This window comes from Kitasatospora sp. NPDC023118, assembly GCF_055560875.1.
Genome location: NZ_JBVHHW010000016.1, coordinates 180,283 through 202,137 on the forward strand (window position 1 = coordinate 180,283; position 21,855 = coordinate 202,137).

The 21,855-nt window shown below is 72.8% G+C and carries 22 protein-coding genes, 1 tRNA gene, 1 other RNA gene and 1 pseudogene; 6 read left to right on the forward strand and 19 right to left on the reverse strand.

Annotation, left to right across the window (positions count from 1 at the left end):
* The first annotated feature begins 17 nt into the window (after positions 1-17).
* Together ACZ3UD_RS22290 and ACZ3UD_RS22295 are read left to right on the forward strand one after the other, a co-directional pair.
* A complete protein-coding gene (locus ACZ3UD_RS22290; protein WP_465590257.1) occupies positions 18-1,874 on the forward strand; it encodes a S9 family peptidase in 1,857 nt (618 codons plus the stop codon).
* Positions 1,871-2,563, forward strand: a complete 693-nt coding sequence (locus tag ACZ3UD_RS22295) for a hypothetical protein (RefSeq protein ID WP_465590259.1) — start codon at positions 1,871-1,873, stop codon at positions 2,561-2,563. The genes ACZ3UD_RS22290 and ACZ3UD_RS22295 overlap by 4 nt, the downstream gene beginning before the upstream one ends.
* A gap of 24 nt (positions 2,564-2,587) precedes the next feature.
* Here the strand turns inward: ACZ3UD_RS22295 and ACZ3UD_RS22300 are convergent, their stop codons facing one another.
* The 10 genes from ACZ3UD_RS22300 to ffs form a co-directional block, all read right to left on the reverse strand.
* Entirely contained in the window at positions 2,588-3,373 is a 786-nt protein-coding gene (locus ACZ3UD_RS22300) for an SURF1 family protein (protein ID WP_465590262.1), read from the reverse strand.
* Between the two features lie 174 nt (positions 3,374-3,547).
* Positions 3,548-4,711, reverse strand: a complete 1,164-nt coding sequence (locus ACZ3UD_RS22305; RefSeq protein ID WP_465590265.1) for a hypothetical protein — start codon at positions 4,709-4,711, stop codon at positions 3,548-3,550.
* Positions 4,704-5,342: a SigE family RNA polymerase sigma factor gene (locus ACZ3UD_RS22310; protein WP_393037994.1), complete on the reverse strand. Its 639-nt coding sequence runs from the start codon at positions 5,340-5,342 to the stop codon at positions 4,704-4,706. The genes ACZ3UD_RS22305 and ACZ3UD_RS22310 overlap by 8 nt, the downstream gene beginning before the upstream one ends.
* Before the next feature lie 168 nt (positions 5,343-5,510).
* Entirely contained in the window at positions 5,511-6,614 is a 1,104-nt protein-coding gene (locus ACZ3UD_RS22315) for an aspartate-semialdehyde dehydrogenase (protein WP_465590269.1), read from the reverse strand.
* Positions 6,615-6,642: 28 nt separating this feature from the next.
* Positions 6,643-7,923, reverse strand: coding sequence for an aspartate kinase (locus ACZ3UD_RS22320; protein ID WP_465590272.1), 1,281 nt, complete (start codon positions 7,921-7,923; stop codon positions 6,643-6,645).
* Positions 7,924-8,228: 305 nt separating this feature from the next.
* On the reverse strand, positions 8,229-8,921 hold the full coding sequence (locus ACZ3UD_RS22325; RefSeq protein ID WP_465590275.1) for a DUF5063 domain-containing protein: 693 nt from the start codon (positions 8,919-8,921) through the stop codon (positions 8,229-8,231).
* Complete coding sequence (gene recR / locus ACZ3UD_RS22330) at positions 8,914-9,513, reverse strand: recombination mediator RecR (protein ID WP_355668740.1); 600 nt, start codon at positions 9,511-9,513, stop codon at positions 8,914-8,916. Before recR ends, ACZ3UD_RS22325 begins: the two co-directional genes overlap by 8 nt.
* 248 nt (positions 9,514-9,761) lie before the next feature.
* Positions 9,762-10,100 (reverse strand): YbaB/EbfC family nucleoid-associated protein, encoded by a 339-nt coding sequence (locus tag ACZ3UD_RS22335; protein WP_380612906.1) that lies wholly within the window; start codon positions 10,098-10,100, stop codon positions 9,762-9,764.
* Between the two features lie 66 nt (positions 10,101-10,166).
* Complete coding sequence (locus ACZ3UD_RS22340) at positions 10,167-12,362, reverse strand: DNA polymerase III subunit gamma and tau (protein ID WP_465590280.1); 2,196 nt, start codon at positions 12,360-12,362, stop codon at positions 10,167-10,169.
* An 88-nt stretch (positions 12,363-12,450) separates the two neighbouring features.
* Positions 12,451-12,547: signal recognition particle sRNA small type (gene ffs / locus ACZ3UD_RS22345), an RNA gene on the reverse strand.
* A gap of 107 nt (positions 12,548-12,654) precedes the next feature.
* On the opposite strand from ffs, the gene ACZ3UD_RS22350 reads away from it, so the two are divergent.
* Both ACZ3UD_RS22350 and ACZ3UD_RS22355 read left to right on the forward strand, forming a co-directional pair.
* A tRNA-Ser gene (locus ACZ3UD_RS22350) sits at positions 12,655-12,739 on the forward strand.
* A 622-nt stretch (positions 12,740-13,361) separates the two neighbouring features.
* Positions 13,362-14,783 (forward strand): arylsulfotransferase family protein, encoded by a 1,422-nt coding sequence (locus tag ACZ3UD_RS22355; RefSeq protein WP_465590283.1) that lies wholly within the window; start codon positions 13,362-13,364, stop codon positions 14,781-14,783.
* 205 nt (positions 14,784-14,988) lie between these two features.
* Here the strand turns inward: ACZ3UD_RS22355 and ACZ3UD_RS22360 are convergent.
* The 4 genes and pseudogenes from ACZ3UD_RS22360 to ACZ3UD_RS22375 form a co-directional block, all read right to left on the reverse strand.
* Positions 14,989-15,156: pseudogene (locus ACZ3UD_RS22360) on the reverse strand (IS30 family transposase); the annotation flags it as partial.
* 280 nt (positions 15,157-15,436) lie between these two features.
* Positions 15,437-16,060, reverse strand: a complete 624-nt coding sequence (locus tag ACZ3UD_RS22365; protein WP_465590286.1) for a PASTA domain-containing protein — start codon at positions 16,058-16,060, stop codon at positions 15,437-15,439.
* Positions 16,060-16,593, reverse strand: a complete 534-nt coding sequence (locus ACZ3UD_RS22370; protein ID WP_465590330.1) for a SigE family RNA polymerase sigma factor — start codon at positions 16,591-16,593, stop codon at positions 16,060-16,062. The genes ACZ3UD_RS22365 and ACZ3UD_RS22370 overlap by 1 nt, the downstream gene beginning before the upstream one ends.
* Positions 16,594-16,783: 190 nt before the next feature.
* Positions 16,784-16,996, reverse strand: coding sequence for a hypothetical protein (locus ACZ3UD_RS22375; RefSeq protein ID WP_465590289.1), 213 nt, complete (start codon positions 16,994-16,996; stop codon positions 16,784-16,786).
* Between the two features lie 299 nt (positions 16,997-17,295).
* Here ACZ3UD_RS22375 and ACZ3UD_RS22380 point away from each other — a divergent pair, with 299 nt between their 5' ends.
* Complete coding sequence (locus tag ACZ3UD_RS22380; protein WP_465590292.1) at positions 17,296-17,745, forward strand: DUF5994 family protein; 450 nt, start codon at positions 17,296-17,298, stop codon at positions 17,743-17,745.
* A gap of 92 nt (positions 17,746-17,837) precedes the next feature.
* Here the strand turns inward: ACZ3UD_RS22380 and ACZ3UD_RS22385 are convergent, their stop codons facing one another.
* The 4 genes from ACZ3UD_RS22385 to ACZ3UD_RS22400 all read right to left on the reverse strand — a co-directional run bounded on the left by ACZ3UD_RS22385 (position 17,838) and on the right by ACZ3UD_RS22400 (position 20,427).
* Entirely contained in the window at positions 17,838-18,089 is a 252-nt protein-coding gene (locus ACZ3UD_RS22385; RefSeq protein WP_465590295.1) for a hypothetical protein, read from the reverse strand.
* Between the two features lie 186 nt (positions 18,090-18,275).
* On the reverse strand, positions 18,276-18,521 hold the full coding sequence (locus ACZ3UD_RS22390; RefSeq protein ID WP_465590298.1) for a hypothetical protein: 246 nt from the start codon (positions 18,519-18,521) through the stop codon (positions 18,276-18,278).
* 55 nt (positions 18,522-18,576) lie between these two features.
* Positions 18,577-19,068: a DUF5994 family protein gene (locus ACZ3UD_RS22395; RefSeq protein WP_465590300.1), complete on the reverse strand. Its 492-nt coding sequence runs from the start codon at positions 19,066-19,068 to the stop codon at positions 18,577-18,579.
* Positions 19,069-19,221: 153 nt separating this feature from the next.
* Positions 19,222-20,427, reverse strand: coding sequence for a PP2C family protein-serine/threonine phosphatase (locus ACZ3UD_RS22400; protein WP_465590303.1), 1,206 nt, complete (start codon positions 20,425-20,427; stop codon positions 19,222-19,224).
* 111 nt (positions 20,428-20,538) lie between these two features.
* On the opposite strand from ACZ3UD_RS22400, the gene ACZ3UD_RS22405 reads away from it, so the two are divergent.
* The gene (locus ACZ3UD_RS22405) at positions 20,539-20,808 is read left to right on the forward strand and encodes a SpoIIE family protein phosphatase (protein WP_465590307.1); all 270 of its coding nucleotides are present in this window, start codon (positions 20,539-20,541) and stop codon (positions 20,806-20,808) included.
* Positions 20,809-20,877: 69 nt separating this feature from the next.
* Here the strand turns inward: ACZ3UD_RS22405 and ACZ3UD_RS22410 are convergent.
* Positions 20,878-21,855, reverse strand: a 978-nt coding sequence (locus ACZ3UD_RS22410) for a SpoIIE family protein phosphatase (protein ID WP_465590310.1), incomplete at its 5' end; no start/stop codon positions are given.

The following is a 21,855-nucleotide window of genomic DNA, read 5'->3' on the forward strand; positions in this document are numbered from 1 at the left end:
TCGGGTTGGATGGTCGGATGAGCGAGGAGAAGAGCGCCGTACCGGCGTGGGAGCAGCGGTTCAGGGCGGCCCGGGTGTCGCTGCCGGACTGGGCCGAGGACGCCCCCGACCGGGCGCTGTACGTGTCCAACTCGACCGGCACCTACGAGGTCTACGCCTGGGACCGCGCCACCGGAACCCACCGTCAGGTCACCGACCGCCCGAACGGCACCACCGACGCCGAGCTGTCCCCGGACGGCGCCTGGGTCTGGTGGTTCGACGACCACGACGGCGACGAGTTCGGCGTCTGGCGCCGCCAGCCCTTCGCGGGCGGCCCGGACGAGGAGGCCGTGCCCGGTCTCGCCCCCTCCTACTCGGCCGGTCTGGCCCTCGGCCGCGACGGCACGGTGGTCGTCGGCCGCTCCACCGACGAGGACGGCACCACCCTGCACGTGCGCCGCCCCGGCGCCGCCGAGCCGGTCGAGATCTACCGGCACGAGGAGTACGGCGGCGTCGGCGACCTGAGCCACGACGGCACCCTGCTCGCCATCGACCACACCGAGCACGGCGACGCGATGCACTCCGCGATCCGCGTGGTCCGCCTCGGCGGGGACGGCGTCGAGACGGTCGCCGAGCTGGACGAGGTGACCGGCCGGGACGAGCCGCGCGGCGTCGCCTGCCTGGGCTTCGCCCCGGTCGAGGGCGACACCCGCCTGCTGGTCGCCCACCAGCGCACCGGCCGCTGGGAGCCGATGATCTGGGACGTCGCCACCGGCGAGGAGACTGCCCTGCCGCTGCGTGACGAGCAGGGCCGCGAGCTGCCCGGCGACGTCTCCGCGCAGTGGCGCCCCGGGGCCGGGGAACTGCTGGTCGAGCACGAGTACGAGGCCCGCAGCGAGCTGTTCTCGTACTCGCTCGCGGACGGCCGGCTGACCCGCCTGGACACCCCGCGCGGCACCGTCGGCGGCGCCACCGCCCGTCCGGACGGCACCGTGGAGTACCTGTGGTCCTCCGCCGCCGAGCCCTCCGCCGTCCGCTCCACCGCCGGTGCGGTCGTGCTGCGGGCGCCGGGTCCGGTGCCGCCCGGTTCCGTCCCGGTCGAGGACGTCTGGGTGGACGGCCCCGGCGGGCGGGTGCACGCCCTGGTGCAGCGCCCGGCCGGCCACGCCCCCGGTGACGGCCCGCTGCCGACCGTCTTCGAGATCCACGGCGGCCCGACCCACCACGACAGCGACTCCTTCGCCGCCGGCCCGGCCGCCTGGCTGGACCACGGCTTCGCGGTGGTCCGGGTCAACTACCGGGGCTCGACCGGCTACGGGCAGGCCTGGACCGACGCGCTGCACGAGCGGGTCGGCCTGATCGAGCTGGAGGACATCGCCGCCGTCCGGGAGTGGGCGGTCGCCGGCGGCCTGGCCGACCCGCGGCGCCTGGTGCTGACCGGCGGCAGCTGGGGCGGCTACCTGACCCTGCTCGGCCTGGGCGTACAGCCGGAGAGCTGGTCGCTCGGCGTCGCCGCCGTGCCGGTCGCGGACTACCACACCGCGTACGCCGACGAGATGGAGGCGCTGAAGTCGCTGGACCGCACGCTCTTCGGCGGCACCCCCGAGGAGGTCCCGGAGCGCTTCACCGCCTCCTCGCCGCTGACCTACGTCGAGCGGGTGCGGGTGCCGGTCTACATCAGCGCCGGGGTGAACGACCCGCGCTGCCCGATCCGCCAGATCGACAACTACGTCGAGCAGTTGGAGCGGCTCGGCAAGCCGCACGAGGTGTACCGGTACGACGCCGGGCACGGCTCGCTGGTGGTGGAGGAGCGGATCAAGCAGCTGCGGCTGGAGATCGACTTCGTCCGGCGCCACCTCGGCATGCCCGGCGGGACCGCGGGAGGGGCTGAGTGAGGCGTCCGCTGACGCTCGCGGGGGCGGCGGTGGCGGGGGCGCTGGTGCTCACCGGCTGCTCGGGCTCGCACGACGCCGAGGCGGCCTGCCCGCCCCCGGTCGGTCCGGTGCTGCCCAGCCCCACGGCCGCCGTGCCGACCGTGCCGCCCGCTCCGCCCGCTCCGACGGCGGGCACCTCGACGCCCCCGGCGGGCGCCGTGCCCGGCGCGCCGCTCGCCACGGCGACGAAGGCTGGCGCGACGAAGGCGGGCACCGCGGGGGCCGGGGCCGGCTCGTTCGTCGTCCGGGCGGCGTACCAGCCCGTCGACGGCACGGTCCAGCTGGCCAAGGGATCCAGCGGGTCGAAGGGGTCGAGCGGGTCCAAGGGGTCGTCCGGTTCGGGATCGAAGGGGTCCACGGGGTCCAAGGGGTCCAAGGGGTCGAACGGGCGTACCGTGCACCACCACATCGACCACTACGACTCGGACGGTGCCGGTGGTCGCGGCCACTGCCGCAACGGGGCGCCCGAGGGGGACGACGACATGTCGACGCCGTTCGGCGGCGCCGGCCCGGCCGAGCCCTCGCAGACACCGGGCCAGCCGCCGACCCAGCCGCCAGCCCAGCCGCCGACTCCCACCACGACCCCGACCCCGTCGGCGGTCGCGACCCCGGCCAAGCCGGTGCCCGCGCCCGGCAGGCCCACCCGGTAGGCCCACTCGGTAGGCTCCGAAAGGTCAGTCCAGGACCGGGTCCAGCCCGAGGGCCCGGTCCTGCTCCGCCTCCACCTCGCGGCGCAGCAGGCGGAACCACATGAAGACCACGAAGCCCGCGAAGACGAACCACTCCAGGGTGTAGCCCAGGTTCTGGAAGGCCCGCAGGGTGAGCCCGTCGCCGCCCTGCGGCTGCACGGTCGGTACGGCCGTCAGCCCGGTGGGCACCTGGTCGGCGGCCACCCAGCCGTCGTACCAGCCGTCGTATTCGAGGACGTTCAGCAGCGAGGCCCGGTTGATCATGCCGAGCTGTCCGGCGGGCAGACCGCCCGCCACCGCGCCGTTGCTGCCCACCGCCTCGTTGGCCTGCAGCCGTCCGGTCACCGTCACCTGCCCGGTCGGCGGCGCCTCGGCCACGGTCCCGGACGGGGCCCCGGGCAGCCAGCCCCGCACCACGGCGACGGCGTGTCCGTCGCCGGTGCGCAGCGGGGTGAGCACGTAGTAGCCCTGCTTGCCGCCCAGCACCCGGTTGGGAACGAGGAGTTGGCGCTCGGTGTCATAGCTGCCGGTCACCGTGACGGGCTTGCCGACGGTCTGCGTGGTCACCTGCGGGCTGGCCCGGGTGAGCAGGGCGTCGATCGGCTCGGCGTCACTCGAAGCGGTGAGGGACTGCTTGGTCTCCTGGTGCGTGGTGACGCGGTCCTCGAACCGGCCGAGCTGCCAGGTGCCCAGCCAGACGCACACCGCCACGGCCGCCATGGCCAGTGCGGTGCCGCTGAGCCAGCGCGGAGTCAGGAGGAACCGGTACACACCCCCCACGGTAACCATTCCTCACACCGTCCCGGACCACAGGGTCCGCCGAGGACGGGAGAACCGCCGGGCGCGGGCGACGCGGGAACGGGAGAACCGCCGGGCGCGGGCGACGCGGGCGACGCGGGAGGCCCGAGAAGCTGAGCCCGGGAAGCTGAGCCCGGGAGCGCCCCCTCAGCCCGCCGCCGGCGTCCCCGACGGCGGGGCGACCGCCCCGCCCGCTGACTGCACGCCGCCCCGGTAGAGCGTCCCCCCGCAGGCGACCGGCAGCGAGGCCGTCGCGGCCACCGGGCTGCCCGGGGCCGGGGTGTGGGCGATGGTGGCGGTGGCCGGGCCGGTGGTGGGGCTGCCGGTCGGGGTGGCGGTCGGGCTGGGCGCCGGGGTGGGACCGGAGGTGGGCGTCGTGCTGGCCTGCGGGTTGGAGCTCGGGGCCGCCGAGTTGCCGGAGGCGGGGGCGTCCGAGGCTGCGGCGGGGGCCTGGGTGGTCAGGCCCACCTGGTTGGCGCCGGTGGGCGCGCTGGTCGCGGTGTCGCCGGAGCCGCAGCTCTGGTCGGGGATCCACGCGAACGGCACCCGGTACCCGGCCTGCGGCGCCAGTACGGGCGGCTCGATGTCCATCGCGGGCAGGCTGCCCGCCGGGTCGCCGGGGGTGTGGTCGGCCGTACGGACCCGGCTGCGGTCGGCACCGCTGACCGCGGTGACGGCCACCGCGCCCGGTCCGCCGAGGCGGCAGCTGCGCCCGGAGACGTTGTAGACGGTGAAGGAGCCGTAGATCCGCCCCTGCCCGTCCGCCGCACCGACCTGCGCGGTGCCCTGTCCGAGGTCCGTCCGGGTGCAGAGCGGGATGATCCCGCCGTCCCCGGTTCCGGGGGTCCCGGTGGGGGTGGGGGTGAGGCCCGGCCGGGTGGTGTCCACGCCGGGGCTGGGCGACGCGGAGGCGGTGCCCGAGGAGGGCGCGGTGTCCCCGGTGCCGCTCGGGCCGGTGTGCACGGCCGCACCGGTGCCCACGGCCCCGTCGGCCGTCCTGCCGCCGGGGGCGGTGGGGGCCGGACCCTGGACCTCGGCCGAGCCGGGCCCGCCGGAGAGCCCGAGGTGGTCCCCGTCGTGCAGGACGGGCAGGGCGATCGCGACGGTCAGGGCCAGTGCCGCCGCGCCGGTCCAGGCCCCGCGCCGGGCGGCCCGGCGCCGGGGTACGGCCTGACGGATGCGGGGCAGGGCGCCGGACTCGGGCTGGATCCCGGCCACCGCGTGGTGCATCAGCTCACGCAGTGCCCGCTCCTCGGAGGAGAGACCCGAGAGGTCGTCGTCCCCGGGCCGCTGCCAGGCGCCGTCAGCCATGTCCGGCCTCCATCTGGGTCCGGAGGGCGGCGAGTCCGCGTGATCCGTAGGCCTTCACGGAGCCGAGCGAGATGCCCAGGGTCTCGGCGACCTGCGCCTCCGTCATGTCCACGAAGTAACGCAGCACCAGAACCTCCCGCTGACGGCGTTGCAGACCCCGCAGCGCGGCCTTCAACTGGTCGCGCTCCAAGGCATCGTAGGCACCTTCTTCTGCACTGGCCATGTCAGGCATGGGCTTCGGTAGCAGTCGCAGGCCGAGGATGCGGCGGCGCAGCGTGGAGCGCGACAGGTTCACCACGGTCTGCCGCAGGTAGGCCAGGGTCTTCTCGGGTTCGCGCACCCGGCGCCGGGCGGCGTGCACCCGGATGAAGGCCTCCTGCACGACGTCCTCACAGGTGGAGAGGTCGTCCAGGAGCAGCGCGGCAAGCCGCAGCAGCGAGCGGTAGTGCGCCTGGTAGGTCTCGGTGAGCAGGTCCTCGCTGGTACCCGCGTCGGTACCCGCACCGGAGTCCGCCGCACCGGGTGCGGCCGCCGTCATCTGGTCGTCTTCCGGCCTACTCGAAGACCACGGGGCGCGCGAGGGGAAGGCCACCGCGGCTCTCGCCGGGATGCCCGCCCTTGCCCCCACCATCACGTTCGCCACGCCCGTTGGACACTCGATCCCCTGTCATGGTTGCCCAGCCCGGGGGCCATTCTTCCGCATCGGCGGAAGAGGCCTCCAGGGGATTCCCACGGGATTCCGGACAGATTGTGTCGAGGAGCGGACACAGGTGCGGACATCCCCGGGCACAAGGGGCCCTCAGGTCCGGGGCTCCGATGGCCCGTCCGGGGTGTCGAGAGCCCGTTCCTCCCCCGCCGTCAGCTCACGGGCCACCAGCTCGGCGATCTGCAGCAGGTTCAGCGCGGCGCCCTTGCGCAGGTTGTCGCCGCAGAGGAAGAGGTCGAGCGCGTCCGGCTCGTCCAGCGCCCGGCGCACCCGCCCGACCCAGACCGGGTCGGTGCCGACCACGTCGTTCGGCGTCGGGAACTCCCCGGCCGCCGGGTCGTCGTAGAGGACCACACCGGGCGTCTCGCGCAGGATGTCGTGCGCGTGCTCCTGGCTGACCTCGCGTTCGAAGCGGGCGTGCACGGCCAGCGCGTGGGTGCGCACCACCGGGACGCGCACGCAGGTCGCGGAGACCCTCAGGGCGGGCAGGCCGAGGATCTTGCGGGCCTCGTCGCGCAGGCCCAGCTCCTGGGCGGACCAGCCGCCCTCGCGCAGGCCGCCGGTCCAGGGCACGGCGTTGAGGACGAGCGGGGCGGCGAACGGCCCCTCGTCGGCGATCACGGCGCGCAGGTCGCCGGTCTGCCGGCCGACCTCGGTGCCGGCCACCAGCGCGGTCTGCTCGCGCAGCGCGGCGACGCCCTCACGGCCCTCACCGCTGGCGGCCTGGTAGGTGGCGACGACCAGCTGCTCCAACCCGTACTCGGCGTGCAGCGCGCCGACCGCCGCGACCAGCGCGAGCGTGGTGCCGGCCGGGCTGGCCACGATGCCGCGCGGACGGATCCGCAGCGCGGCCGCGTTGACCTCGGGGACGACCAGCGGCACGTCCCCGCTGGTACGGAAGACGGCCGAGTCGTCGACCACCACGACGCCCTTGGCCGCCGCGATCGGCGCCCACTGGGCGGACACCTGGTCGGGGACGGCGAACACGGCGACGTCGATCCCGGCGAAGGCCTCCTCCGTCAGCGGGACGACCCCGACCGCCTCCCCGCGCACGACCGGCGCGCGGCCGGCCGATCGCGGGGAGGCGACGAGCCGGATCTCGCCCCAGATGTCCTGACGGAGGGAGAGCAGGCCGAGCAGCACCTCGCCGACCGCGCCGGTGGCGCCGACGACGGCGAGGTTCGGACGCCGGGTCATCGCCCGGAGCCCCCGCCCGGCTTCCGGGTCATCGCCCGGTGCCGCCGTAGACGACGGCCTCGTCCGACTCGCTGTCCAGGCCGAAGGCGCTGTGCACGGCGCGGACCGCCTCCGACACGTCGTCGGCGCGGGTGACCACCGAGATGCGGATCTCCGAGGTGGAGATCAGCTCGATGTTCACGCCCGCGGCGGACAGCGCCTCGAAGAAGGTCGCGGTGACGCCCGGGTTGGAGCGCATGCCGGCGCCGACCAGCGAGATCTTGCCGATCGCGTCGTCGTAGCGCAGCGACTCGTAGCCGATGCCCTCCTTGACCCGGCCGAGCGCGTCGATGGCCTTCTGGCCCTCGGTCTTGGGCAGGGTGAAGGAGATGTCGGTCAGGCCGGTCGACGCGGCGGAGACGTTCTGCACCACCATGTCGATGTTGACCTCGGCGTCGGCGATGGCGCGGAAGATGCGCGCCGCCTCGCCCGGCTTGTCGGGCACGCCGACGACCGTGACCTTGGCCTCGGAGGTGTCGTGGGCGACTCCGGAGATGATGGCCTGCTCCATCTCGCCCCCTTCGGGCTTGTTCGGGTTGTCGTTGCTGACGATCGTCCCGGGAAGACCCGAGAAGGACGAGCGTACGTGAATCGGGATGTTGTAGCGGCGGGCGTACTCCACACAGCGGTCGAGCAGCACCTTGGAACCGGACGAGGCCAGCTCCAGCATGTCCTCGTACGCGATCCAGTCGATCTTGCGGGCCTTCTTCACCACGCGCGGGTCGGCGGTGAACACGCCGTCCACGTCGGTGTAGATCTCGCAGACCTCGGCCTTGAGCGCCGCCGCGAGGGCGACGGCCGTGGTGTCCGAGCCGCCGCGGCCCAGCGTGGTGATGTCCTTGCTGCTCTGGGACACGCCCTGGAAACCGGCCACGATCGCGATGTTGCCCTCGTCCAGGGCGGTGCGGATGCGACCCGGCGTCACGTCGATGATGCGCGCCTTGTTGTGGACGGAGTCGGTGATGACACCGGCCTGACTGCCCGTGAAGGACTGGGCCTCGTGACCCAGGGATTTGATCGCCATGGCCAGCAGCGCCATGGAGATGCGCTCTCCAGCGGTCAGCAGCATGTCGAACTCACGGCCGGCAGGAAGCGGTGACACCTGCTCCGCGAGTTCGATGAGCTCGTCCGTCGTGTCGCCCATCGCGGACACCACGACGACGACCTCATGGCCGGCCTTCTTGGCGTCAACGATTCGACGGGCCACGCGCTTGATGCCTTCGGCATCCGCAACGGATGAGCCGCCGTACTTCTGCACGACAAGGCCCACGTGCGCTCCTCGACTTGTGTCGTTTTCCGGGGGCGCCAGGCCCCCGTACCCCCCGGGTGAGAGGGGGGTGCGGTCTGCGTCAGTCTACCGAGCAGGGGTGCCCTGACTGGTGCTTTCCATATGATGAGACGGCCGTTTCAGCACGTGAGCGACCACGGGCGGGGTGCCGCCGGCAGGTCTGCGGGGCATTCGGCGCGGTTCCGAAGAATCGTCGGACGAATGGACGCCGCCGCGACCGGATTTATTTTCCGGGCGGATGGCTGAGGCATTCGTCACATGTCCGCCGCGGTCCACCGCCCGGACGGTTACCGCCCGAGACCGAGCTCGGCCGCCATCAGATCGCCGGCCTGCTGCTCCAGCTGCTCGTCGGTGAGGCCGTCGTCGTCGGTGTCCGCACCGTCGGGCACCGCGCCGATCGGGCTGTCCAGCCGGACGTGGGCGATCAGCGACTGCAGCGCCCGCAGCACCGCGGTACAGGTCGTGCCCCAGTTGGAGAGGTACGAGAACTGCCACCACCACAGCGCCTCGCTGACCCGGCCCTCGCGGTAGTGGGTCAGGCCGTGCTGGAGCTCGCTGACCACGCCGGCCAGGTCGTCCGAGATCCGGAAGGCGTTCGGCTTCTCCGGCGGGCCGTACGGGTCGAAGACCTCGTGGTAGACGTCGATCGGCGCGAGCAGCGCGGCGAGGCGCTCACGCAGCTGCTCGCCGTCCGGCTCGGGACCGGCGTCGGGCTCGAAGCGGTCCTCGGGGACGACGTCCTCGATGGCGCCCAGCCGGCCGCCGGCCAGCAGCAGCTGGGAGACCTCCAGGAGCAGCAGCGAGACCACGCTGCCCGGTTCGTCGCCCTTGGCGACCTCGGTGACGGCGAGCACGAAGCTCTCCACCGAGTCGGCGATCTGCACGGCGAAGTCGTCCGGCTCCGAGCCGTGGCCGTGGGTGTGCGGGGCGTGGGTCTCGGGCTCCCCGTGGGGCTGCTGGTTGATCGTCCGGTCAGACATCGAGCAGTCGTCTCCCTTCGAAGGCGCGGCCGAGGGTGACCTCGTCCGCGTACTCCAGGTCCCCGCCGACGGGCAGTCCGCTCGCCAGGCGGGTCACCTTCAGGCCCATCGGCTTGCAGAGCCGGGCCAGATAGGTGGCGGTCGCCTCCCCCTCCAGGTTGGGGTCGGTGGCCAGGATCAGCTCGGTGACCGTGCCGTCGGCGAGGCGCGACAGCAGCTCGCGGATGCGCAGGTCGTCCGGGCCGACGCCCTCGATGGGGCTGATCGCGCCGCCCAGCACGTGGTAGCGGCCGCGGAACTCACGGGTGCGCTCGATGGCGACGACGTCCTTGGGCTCCTCGACCACGCAGATGACGCCGAGGTCGCGGCGCGGGTCCAGGCAGACCCGGCACTGCTCGGCCTCCGCGACGTTGCCGCAGACCACGCAGAAGCGGACCTTGTCCTTGACCTCCAGCAGCGCGTGCGCGAGGCGGCGCACGTCCGTCGGGTCGGCCTGCAGCACGTGGAAGGCGATCCGCTGCGCGCTCTTGGGCCCGACGCCGGGCAGCCTGCCCAGTTCGTCGATCAGGTCCTGAACCACGCCCTCGTACACGTCGCGCCTTCCCTCGAATGGTCGGTGGTGCTCCGGTGCCATCATCCAACGAATCGGGCGCCGGACACACCGCCCGACGCCCGACTCCCACAGAAATCACATGGGTCTGTCGCGTGAACTCCAGACCGTCTGCTGTACAGACCGGGCGCTGATCGGCGCCCTGGCCCGTGCTCTGCCTCTGCCCCGCCTGTGCCCTGACCTGCGACGCTGACCTGCGGCGCCGACCTGTGGCGCTGACCTGCGTCAGATCAGAACGGCAGGCCGGGGATGCCGCCGCCCAGACCCTGGGTGAGCGGGCCCATCCGCTCGGCCTGCATCTTCTGGGCGGCCTGGTTGGCGTCCCGAACGGCCGCCAGGATCAGGTCGGCCAGGGTCTCGGTGTCCTCCGGGTCGACGGCGGCCGGGGCGATGGTCAGCGCCACCAGCTCACCGGAGCCGGTCACGGTGGCCTCGACCAGGCCGCCGCCCGCCGTACCGTTCACCTTCGCCTCGGCCAGCTCCTGCTGGGCCTTGGCGAGCTCTTCCTGCATCTTCTGCGCCTGCTTGAGCAGCTGCTGCATGTTGGGCTGACCACCACCGGGGAACACGGCTCACTCCTTGCTGTCATGCGGTTCGTCGTTCGTCACCGCCGAGCCTACGGGCCCGGGGCCCGCTCAGTTGCCGCGGTGGTGGATCTCCTCCAGCACCGTGGCACCCAGCTCGCGGATGATCAGCTCCTGACCGGAGAACGCCTCCTCGTTGAGGTCCGGGTCGTCCTCCTCCGGGATGTCGTCCTCCGGGGCCACCGAATGCACCGGACGGGCCTGCGGCACCGCCGCGGGCGGCGGGGCCTGCACCGGAGCGGGGGCCGGCGCCTGGGGCTGGGGCCGCACCGGAGCGGGAGCCTGCTGGACCGGCGCCGGGGCCGGCGCGGGGGCGGGGGCGGCCATCGGCGGCGCGGCGGCCGCCGGACGGGCCGGGGCCCCCCAGCCGCCACCGGCCGGGGCGGCGCTCGGGGCCGCGCCGGCACCGCCGGACGGGTCGACGATGCACTCGATCCGCCAGTCCACGCCCAGCGCGTCGGCCAACGCCTGGCGCAGCACGTCGTCGCTGTTGCTGCCGACGAAGCTGTCCCGGGCGCCGGCGTTGATGAACGACACCTGGAGCACGCTGCCGTCGAACCCGGCCACCTGGCCGTTCTGGCTGAGCAGGATCCAGGTGAAGCGGCGGCGGTTCTTCACCGCCTCCAGGATCTGCGGCCACAGCTGCCGGACCTGCGCGGCGCCCTGCTGCGCGGCCGCGGACGGCTGACCGCCGGGGGCGGCCACCGCGGGGGCGGGCGTGGGCACGGGGGCCGGGGCCGGGGCCGCGACGGGCGCGGGAGCCGGGGCGGCCTGCGGCTGCGACGCGGGAGACGCGGCGGGGGCCGGGGTGCCTCCCGCGGGCGGGAAGCTGCGCGGGATCGGCCAGGCGCCCGGCGCGGGCCCGGCGGGGGCCGGGGTCGGCGAGGCCTGCACGGGGGCGGGCTGCACAGGGGCGGGCTGCACGGGGGCGGCCACCGGCGGCGCGACGGCCTCTGCCCCCACCGGGGCCGGGGCCGGGGCCGCGACGGGCGCGGGCGCCTCCATCGACGGGACGCCCACCGGAGCGGCCATCGGCGCGGCCGTGGGAGCCATCGGCGCCACTCCCGCCGCCGCGGCGAACCCACCGGCCGCCGCCCGCCGCTCCAGCTTGTCCAGACGCGCCTGCAGCGACAGCTCGTCGCTGTACGCGCCCGGCAGCATCACCCGGGCGCAGATCAGCTCCAGCTGCAGCCGGGGCGCCGCGTTGCCGCGCATCTCGGTCAGCCCGGTGTTGACGATGTCCGCCGCCCGGCTCAGCTCGGCCGCGCCGAACGCGTCCGCCTGCGCCTGCATCACCGCGACCCGGTCCGCCGGGGCGTCGAGCAGCCCCTTCTCCCCCGCGTCCGGCACCGTGGCGAGGATCACCAGGTCGCGCAGCCGCTCCAGCAGGTCGGTGACGAAGCGGCGCGGGTCGTGCCCGCCCTCGACCACCCGGTCGATCACCTGGAACACCGTCGCCCCGTCGTGCACGGCGAAGGCGTCCACCACCTCGTCCAGCAGCGCGGAGTCCGTGTACCCGAGCAGCGCGGTCGCCATCTGGTAGGTGACGCCGTCGTCCCCGGCACCGGCCAGCAGCTGGTCCATGACCGACATCGAGTCACGCACCGAGCCGGCGCCGGCCCGTACCACCAGCGGGAACACCGGGTCCTCGACCTGGATGTCCTCGCGGCGGCAGACGTCCGCCAGGTAGTCGCGCAGCGTGCCGGGCGGGACCAGCCGGAACGGGTAGTGGTGGGTCCGGGACCGGATCGTCCCGATCACCTTCTCCGGCTCGGTGGTCGCGAAGATGAACTTGAGGTGCTCCGGCGGCTCCTCGACCACCTTGAGCAGCGCGTTGAACCCGGCCGAGGTCACCATGTGCGCCTCGTCCAGGATGAAGATCTTGTACCGGCTGTGCACCGGCGCGAAGAAGGCCCGCTCGCGCAGCTCGCGCGCGTCGTCCACACCACCGTGCGAGGCCGCGTCGATCTCGATCACGTCGATCGAGCCGGGCCCGCCGGTCGCGAGGTCCCGACAGGACTGGCACTCCCCGCAGGGCGTCGGCGTCGGCCCCTGCTCACAGTTCAGACAGCGGGCCAGGATGCGCGCGCTCGTCGTCTTGCCACAGCCGCGCGGCCCGCTGAACAGGTACGCGTGGTTGACCCTGTTGTTGCGCAGGGCCTGCTGGAGCGGAGCGGTCACGTGCTCCTGCCCGATGACCTCCGCGAAGGTCTCGGGGCGGTAGCGGCGGTACAGGGCTAGGGACACACCACCGACGATATCGGGACGGACCGACAAACGCGTCGCCCCTTCACCCCCAGCCCCCGCTTCGGCCGAACCCGCATGGCCCGGGGAACGCAAAGACCCCCCGTGCACCCGCCAGAGCCCTCCTACCCTTGCTGCCTTCCGGCCCTGGGGGGGTTCAGAGAGATGACGCCACACGAGGGGCTGAGCCCCACACTACCGGATCCCGGCCCCGACGATCCACAGGCCACCCCCGCCTCCGGCCTGCGGGATAGCTGGTCGCGAGCACCCCAAAACATGTACTAAGCTCTCCCACGGAGGATTCGCCTAGAGGCCTAGGGCGCACGCTTGGAAAGCGTGTTGGGGGCAACCCCTCACGAGTTCGAATCTCGTATCCTCCGCCTCCGCCCGCCAGGGCAAACGAAGGCCCCGACCGGGTTCCGGTCGGGGCCTTCGTCGTGTCCCGTCTCAGTTTCCGTCTCAGTCGGCCTTTTCGGGGGCCTGTGAGCCGTCCCCGTCGGCGCCCTTGACCACCTGCCGGATGAAGCCACCCCGGGGCGTCACCCAGCCGACCGAGCGGGACCGCTCGGCCGCCGGCCGGCCGTCTGGCCTGTTCGGGTGCCATCTGTGGGCCATACCGGTCACCGAGGGTGAGGGCCTCCGAGGCGGATGCCGCAGGCCCGTACAACCTCGTGTGGGGCGCCGGCTTCCCGCCGCTTCCGGGCAGGACGGCCAAGGCCATGCGGGCATCGCCCCGCTTCCACGCGGGTGAGCAGCAGAAGGAGGAGGGACGTGCCTGCAGCTATGGGTGCCTGGCACCGCTGGATGGCAGCCGCGACGGTGATGGTGACGGCTGGGGCACTCGGTTCGCTAGGGGCAGGCACGTCCGCAGCATCCGACCTGATGGGATGGGACCGTGCCCGGTGCGCGACCCAGCCCGCCCCGCCGGCGACGAGCGTACCGGCGCCGATCACCTCCGGCAGCGATGTGTGGAGCTTCGCGTCCGCGCCGAAGCTGCATCCCATGCGGGTCACCGTGACCACGCGACAACCGGGCACGGCCCCGGGGGACGTCTTCGTCGCCCCGTACAACCTCACCCAGCCGGTCGGCCAGACCGGGGCGCTGATGCTCGAAGACTCCGGCGATCCGGTCTGGTTCCGCCCGCTTCCCGTCGCGAACCTCGAGAACGGCGACTTCCGGGTGCAGACGTACCACAACCCCCGGACCGGCGTCACACAACCGGTGCTGACGTTCTGGCAGGGAACCATCGCGATTCCCCCGTATTACACCAACCTGCCCGGCGGCGCCCCCGAGCCGGGAGGCTGCTACTACATCTACGACGACCACTACCGCCTGCTCAGGACGGTCTTCGCCCGGCACGGCTTCTACCCGGACTTCCACGAGTTCCTCCTGACACGCCGGGGGACCGCGCTGTTCATCGCGTCCAAGCCGGTCCCGATGGACCTCACCCCGTACGGGGGGCCGAAGAACGGAGCCATCGAGGACAGTGAGGTCCAGGAGGTCGATCTCGCGACCGGGAAACTCGTCTTCTCGTGGGACGTCCTGGACCACGTGAACCCGGCGGACTCCGAGGTGTCGGCCTCCTCGGCGTCCTCGTCCGGCGGGGTGTGGGACGCCTATCACGTGAACTCGATCGACGAGGGCCCCGACGGCCAGCTGCTGATCTCGGCCCGAAACCTCTGGGCGGTCTACGACGTCGCGCGGCAGACAGGCGACATCCGCTGGCAACTCGGTGGCAAGAGAAGCGACTTCAGCTTCGGCCCGAACGCAGACTTCTACTGGCAGCACCACGCCCGGTTCCGGCCGGGAAACCGGATCAGCATGTTCGACGACGGCTGCTGCAACCAGCCGGACGGCACCCCCGAACAGCAGTCACACGGCCTGATCCTCAACCTCGACTTCCCCAACCACCGCGCGACCGCGGCGCGGACCTACTACCACGCACCGGTGTTGTACGCCGCGTCCCAGGGAGACACCCAGGCGCTCACCAACGGCAACGAGTTCGTCGGGTGGGGGCAGGAGTCGTACTACTCGGAGTACAGGGGTGCCGGGAACACCGAGGGCGACGGCTCGAAGAACCTGCTCTACGACGCCATGATGCCGGGCTCCGACATCTCGTACCGGGCGTTCCGCCACGAGTGGGTCGGCAAGCCGTGGTATCCGCCCAGTGCGGCGGCGCGCGGCGGCAGCGGCGGGCGGAGCACCGTCTACGCCTCCTGGAACGGCTCAACGGAGACCAGAGCGTGGCAGGTGCTCGCCGGACCGGACGCCCGTTCCCTGTCGGTGGTCGTCGACCACGCCGACCGGACCGGCTTCGAGACGGCCGTCACGACGGACAACCCGGGACCGTACTTCCAGGTGAGGGCGCTGAACGCGAAGGGGGAGGTCATCGGGACGTCCCACGTCGTGACCCGCTCCGGTTGAGGAAGGACCGCTCCTCGGGCCGTCTTCGGCGGCAGCATCGCCCGCGACCCCTCACGAGCTCGGATCTCGTATCCTCCGCCTCTGCCCGCCAGGGCAAACGTTGGCCCCGACCGGGTTCCGGTCGGGGCCTTCGTCGTTTCCTGGTCTCAGTTATTGGTCTCATTCATTTCGAACACGTCGGGATAAATCTCCCCCTGGCCTCGCCGGGGTCGCAGAAGTAGACCGGCATGTCAACAGCGACGGGGAACGAGCCGTGTGCGGCCATCTCGGCTCCCTGGTCCCAGGTGAGAGAGCGTCGCGCGTGGCCGGGCGGGGTCTGGACGGTGGCCACGGGGGCGTCGCGCACGCGTTCCGCGCTGCGGCCGGGCAGGTGCTGGCTGGCTGGCTGGCTAGCCAGCTGAGGCGACAGGCCGCGGCCGCCATGCGGAAATCGCCATAACGATCACCGGCAGGTGATCTGTCTGGGTTGCTCGCCGGGTGACGGCACCCAGCACCCGCCTCCCACACGTCTCGACCCCGAGCGCCCGGGGCAGATCCGGGCCCGCGAGCTGGATACCGGGCGCTACCACTGCTCGGCCTCCACGAGGTAACCGGATCCTGCGTGAGCGGGGGCAGGGGTGCGGGCTCTTTCCGCCGGTTCGGGGCCCGTGACGTCAGGGCTTCCCTTTCGAGACGAAAAGGGTGACGGCGGTGCCCGGGGCGACGGCGGTGCCGGGCCTGGGCTCGCTGCTGATCACCGCGCCGGCCGGGGTCTTCCAGTCAGTGAAGTTCTGGACGTGCTCGATCTTCAGTCCGACTTCCGCGAGGGCCTTCTCGGCCTGGGCCTGGGGCATGCCGAGGACTGCGGGGACGGTAACGGAGGGGGCGCCGGGCGCCGGTTCGGTGCGGGTGCCGGGAGAGGGCGTGGCACTTCCCATCGGAGCCTCGGGGGAAGCGGTGGCTGAGGTGTCGGGGGCGGGGGAAGCGGTGGAGGCCGGCTCCGGCGGCGCGGGCGAGGGTGTCGCGGAGGCTACGGGCGCGGCGGCGGTGTTCCGGACCGGGGGCTGGTCGGAGCCGTGCAGGGCGAAGGCGGTGCCCGCGGTCAGGACGATGGCGGCCGCCGATGCCGTGACCGCGAGCAGTCCGCGCCGACGGCGGGTGCGGCGCAGGATGGCGGTGCCGTCGAACGCGGGGGGGTGTGCGTCGTTCGCGAAGTTGTCCATGGCCTGGATCAGTGCCTCTCTCAGGTCGGGGTCCGGGGTGGAGCCGAGGTGGCCGTCGGGCGGGAACGAGGTCATCACGCACCTTCGAACTGGGGCAGAGGAGTGGGCCGGCCGTCGTCCGGTACGGGCGCGGGCGGTTCGGACCGGGGCACCGCGGTGCGCAGTTTGGCCAGCCCGCGGGCGAGTTGCGAGCGCACGGCGGAGGGTGAGATCCGGAGTGTCTCGGCGATCTCCTGGTCACCCATGTCATTCAGGTAGTGCAGCACCACGACGGTGCGCATACCGATCGGCAGGGCATGGAGCGCCTGTACCAGTTCGTCGCGAAGGTCCACGAGCCGGTACGGGTCACGGGGGTCGGCGTGGTCCGCGAGGTCCGAGCGCTCACCGGCCCGGCGGAGTCTGCGCCACCGGTCGTTGGCCAGGTTGACCACGATCCGGCGCACGTAGGCCTCCGGCGAGTCCGCGACGGCCACCCGGTTCCAGTGCCGGCACGCCTTCTCCAGCGCCTCCTGCAGCAGGTCCTCCGCACTGTCCTGACTTCCAGTCAGGATGTAGGCGGTCCGGAACAGTGCCGCAGAGCGCTGCTGGACGAACTCGACGAAGTCGATCCGCCGGGTGTCCCCGCCGCGCCTGCCCAGCCTCACCAGCCGCCCGCCGATGCACTCATGTTCTCCTCCTTCAGCGTTCCCGCACCCATGACGGCCCCTCACCGCATCCTGCTGCACCGAACCTCCCGAAGTGACGCGCATCACTTGGGCCGACGGCCCGGAACGGGCCCGGAACGCCCGACGCCCCCGCCTAGAACCCGTCAGGGCCGGTGGGGGCGTCGAGTTGTCGCGGCGCGGGCGCCCGGCGGACCGGGCCCCAGCGCCGCTCCGCAGAAGTTCGCCGAAGTCGGTGCGCCTGGTCGACGGTGCTGTCGTCGGCTATCTGGTGGTCGCAGGGTTCCATGGCGTCGGCGACCGTGAGGCCGTGGCCGGGCCGTGCCGACTGCGGGGAGTGAGTGGGCACGGCGTTCACCGTTCCCGTCTCCGGCTGCCGGCTCGGGGCTGGGGCTGGGGCTGGGGCTGGGGCTGCCGGGCTGTCCTTCACCCGGAATGAAGCCGGAACGAAGCCGGAACGAAGCCGGAACGGGTACCGGAATGCGGGATGCCCTGAATCTCTTCGGGCCTGCTCCCGTGGCGGGCGGCCCGGGGGAGACCGCGACGGAGTACCGTGGGAGACAACCGAGGACATTCCGCACACCGGCATCAGCGCCGACGTCGCCCTGGGTCGTGATTGGTCCCTCTCGGACCGGACGGGCGGTCTGCATGATGCCGATTCCTTTCCCCACCTCTTCTCCTTCCGGGCCGTGGCCGGTGCCCGGCACCCCGTTGCTGCCCCGCCTGGAACTGGAGCCGACGATGTCGCGGGACGGGATCTTCGACGGGGCCTGGTGGCCCCGCTCGAACCACGTCCTCGCCGAACTGCCGGACCTGATCACCGCGCTCGGCGCCCACTTCGGGCGCATCGTCCGGGTCGGCCTCGACACCACGGCCTGGGACGGTGTACCCCGGTCCCTCGCGGCGAACGGCCTGACGATCAGGATCAACTGGTTCGCCGGCAGCGACGCGACGATCAGCGTCACCCGGGGGTTCCAGGACCACTTCCTGCTGCTGGTGGTACCGCCCGGCACTGCCCCGGCGACGGCCGCCTCGGCGATGGCCGGCGCCTCGGCGACCGGGAACCACACTCCGGCGGCAGAACTCCTGCTCGGCTGAGCGGCCCGGCACCGCCGCGTGCCGGACACCGGCCCATACCCGCGTAGTCGGCGGGACGGGAGCCGCTCGCTACGGCCGCGGGGCCGGGTGTGTCACTCGCGCGACCATTCGGCTTCGGCCTGGGGCCGGCCGACGGCGTCGGCCCCTTCCCAGAGGCGGATCCTGATCGCCCGGGGGCCGGGAGCAGGCCGGGAGAGCGTGCGCACGAACACCTCCCGCAGGTGGTTGGCCGCCCGCTGGGGCGGCCCGTCGTACTCCAGCGGATTCCGCATGGGAGCGCCGTCCTGCGGGGACCAGTGGCCGTCGTCGTCCTGTGTCTCCAGAGCCCATCGGTAGCGCCGCATCCTGGCCTCCCGTGCCGACGATCCCCCCGGAACGACGGTATGGGCGGGGCGGATCAACCGCGACCGGTGGACGCCGCCCGGAGCGACCGGTGCGACCGGTGCGGCCGGAGCGACGCAGGCCGGGCCTCGGCGGCCGAGGCGTCCCTGCGGTTCGCCCGCGGCCGCGGATCGCCGTCAGTACTCCCGTCAGTACTCGGAGCCGCTTCGCAGGTAGGTGCCCACGACCTGGAGCCACGCCCCAGGGCTGAAGCACGCCTCGATGCGGTGCGGCGTGTCCTCGAAGACCCGCAGGACACGCAGCGCACCACTCGGATGCAGGTCGTACTCGAAGGTGACCCCCTCCGCGCCATCCTCGTACTGCAGGTCCAGCGGCCCCTTCGACGGCTCCGCCGGTGCCCGGGCGTCGGCCGAGAGTTTTACGTAGACGGACATCTCTCCGGCCCGCCCTTCCTGTCTGCCCGAGGAACCCGGCCCACGAGGCCGTCCCTCAGGACTCTTCGCCCGGCGACTGGGGGCCGATGCCGGTGGCGACGAGGATCTGCCGTGCCGAGTCGCTTCCGCCGGCCTCGATCGCGCGTGCCATCGCGGCCAGGGCCGCCTCCCGGCTCGACTGCGGGGGGACGACGAGCAGGCTGAAGTGATCACGCTCGCCCCGTGTGACGATCACCGTGTCGTCACCGACCGGGTACCGGTCGATGTGCACCGACCGGCCGTCGACGACCAGCCGGGCCGGCACGTCGTCCCAGGCTTCCTCGTCCAGCCCGACGCTCACCAGGGGGCCGAGGTGTTCGGTCAACGCGCGGACCAGGCCAGGCAGTTCGACACCGACGTCCCGTGAACGCGGCCACCACGCGCCGTCGAGCACACCCTCGCGCGACTGCGTGGTCTCCAGGCGCAGCAGGACCGTCCCCGGCTTCGCGGTCTGCCGGAACCGGTCCGGCAGCAGTCCCGGAAGCGCGGCACCGGTTTCGTCCGACATGCTCGCCACCTATCCGCGGACGCAGGCCAACCCCGCTGAGCAAGGGCCGACCACGGGGGAGCGGCGGCTGGCCGCCCCGATATCCCCACGGTACTCCGCCCGCGCCGGGCCGGTCCGGCCGGTCAGGAGGGCCGCGGCGGGGGTGCGGGTGTCTCAGCGCCACTCGATCAGGAACAGGGTGGCGTCGTCGCTCGTACGCCCGCCCCGCTTGTCCTTCAGGACGTGGGAGAGCGCGCGCACCACGGCCCGTACCCCGTCCTGTGAGCGTTCGACGCGGTTGACCCAGTCGATGAGCTGTTCCTCCCCGAACTGCTCCCCGCCGGCCTCGCGCTCCTCGACCAGGCCGTCGGTGAAGCACAGGACCCGGTCACCGTGCCGCAGCACCCGCTCGCTGATCACCGGCTGTTCGCCGCCGAACCCGACCGGCAGGGTGGTGGCGCTCTCCAGCCGCTCGACGACGACGTGGTCGCGGATCAGCAGCGGCTGAGGATGACCGGCGTTGACCCACTGGAGGTGGCCGGTCCCGGTGTCCAGGCGCATCATCTGCGCGGTCACGAAGTGATCGGGCCCGAACTGCTCGGCGACGGCCCGGTCCATGAAGGCGTAGATCTCGGCCAGTCCGATGTCGGCTCGCCGGGCGTGCCGATACGCGCCGATGGCGACGGTCGCCATGGTGGCGGCGTCCAGCCCGTGGCCCATGGCGTCGATCGTGGCCACGTGCAGGAGGTCGTCGTTGAGCGCGTAGTCGAAGCTGTCGCCGGCCACCTGGTAGGCGGGTTCGAGGATGCCGGCCACGGCGACCCGGGGAACGGCCATCGAGAGCGGTGGCAGCAAAGACCACTGGATCTCCGCCGCCACGCTCATCGGTTCGAGGCGCCGGGCCTGGAAGATCCGGTCGGTGTAGCCGCTCTTGGTGATCAGCAGATCCGTGACCAGGGCGGCGAAGCGCCGCAGCAGCCGCCGATCGTCCTCATCGACGGCATCCAGCGTGAGGGCCAGAACCCCCTCCCCGTCGCCGCCGTCCAACAACGGCAGGTACACCCGCACCCCGTCGGCCTGCGGTTCCTCGACGGGAACACCGCGCAGGAAGGCCGCACCCGCGAGGGAGCCGTCGATCGGCACCGGCTCCCCTCCGGCCAACCCCGGCCCCGGAAGCGGAGCCAGCACGACCTGGCCGTAGTCCTGCAGCAGGAGCGCCGGGTCGCGGCCGCCGAGCCCGCGCACCGCGTCGGCGACCAGCGGAGCGATCAGCTGGGGCGGCAGCTCATGGGACTGATCGAGCAGCACGCCCAGCAGGTGTTCGCCGTGCCCCTCCGACCGGTCGGGTCCCGCTGCTCCGGACGGCCGCTCACCGCTCATCCTTGCTCACCGCCGTCATACTCCCGTCGCGGGCACTCGGCCCCGACTTGATCAATCCCGACAACCCGGCACGATCCGCCAGGGCAGGTCCTTCCATTACGCCCGACGGCAGTGCATCGCGCCCCCGGGTTACGTTTCCCCCACCCGGTCTCGGGGTCCTCGCTGCTGCTGGTGACCGACGGCGTCACCGAGGCGCGGAACAAGCGGGGGGCTTTCTACGATCCGCTCGCCTCGGAGCGCATGCGCAGGCTGTTCAGTGACCCCGATGCGGTGGTGGATGCCCTCACCGAAGACGTCGGTCACTGGACCGGGGGCGAACGCGGCGACGACATGGCCATCCTGGTGGTCACCCGGCGCCACCGCCCTCCCCGCGCCGCCTGATCAGGGGCGTGATCCTCGCCCGGCTCGGCGACCACACCAGCGCCCAGGACCACCTCCACCACGCAGGCGCTACAGCAGCATCGCCTCGAACCGGTACCCGGGTGCGGTCAGCGGCTGCTCGGCCCAGATGACCTTGCCGCGGGCCGTGTACCTGGTTCCCCACCGCTCGGCGAGCTGGGCCACCAGGAACAGGCCCCGGCCACCCTCGTCCATGATGGCGGCGTAGCGCAGGTGCGGGGCGGTGCTGCCGGCGTCGAAGACCTCGCAGACCAGGCTGGTGTCGCGCAGCATGCGCACGCGGATCGGCTCGGCGCCGTAGCGGAGGGCGTTGGTGATCAGCTCGCTGAGGATCAGCTCGGCGGTGAAGGTCAGTTCCTCCAGGCCCCAGGCGGTCAGCTGGTCGCCGCATGCGTTGCGGATGCGGGAGACGGCGGCGAAGTCGTACGGCACGTCCCAGGTGGCCACCTGGTCGGGCCCGAACAGGCGCGTGCGGGCGACGAGCAGGGCGATGTCGTCGTTCGGCTGCGGCGGGACCAGCGCGTCGGACACGGCCCGGCAGGTCTCCTCCGGGGACCCGTCGGCATGGGCCTGTGCCAGGGAGCGGCGCAGCGCGGCGAGTCCGTTCTCCAGGTCGCGCTCGCGGCCGGTGACGAGTCCGTCGGTGTAGAGGACCAGTGCGGTGCCGGGTGCCAGCTGGAGTTCGGTGGTCTCGAAGGGCAGGCCGCCCACGCCGAGCGGCGGCCCGGCGGGCAGGTCGACGAACTCCACGCTGCCGTCGGGGCGGACCAGGGCGGGCGGCGGGTGGCCCGCCCGCGCCATGACGCAGTGTCCGGAGACCGGGTCGTAGATCACGTACAGGCAGGTGGCGCCCGTGACCGCCCTCGTCTTGTCGTCCTCGACGGGTTCGCCTTGGTCGAGCCGGGAGACCAGTTCGTCGAGGCGGGCGAGCAGTTCGTCCGGGGGCAGGTCGAGGGCGGCGAAGTTGAGGACGGCTGTGCGTAGTCGGCCCATGGTGGCGGCGGCGTGCAGGCCGTGGCCGACGACGTC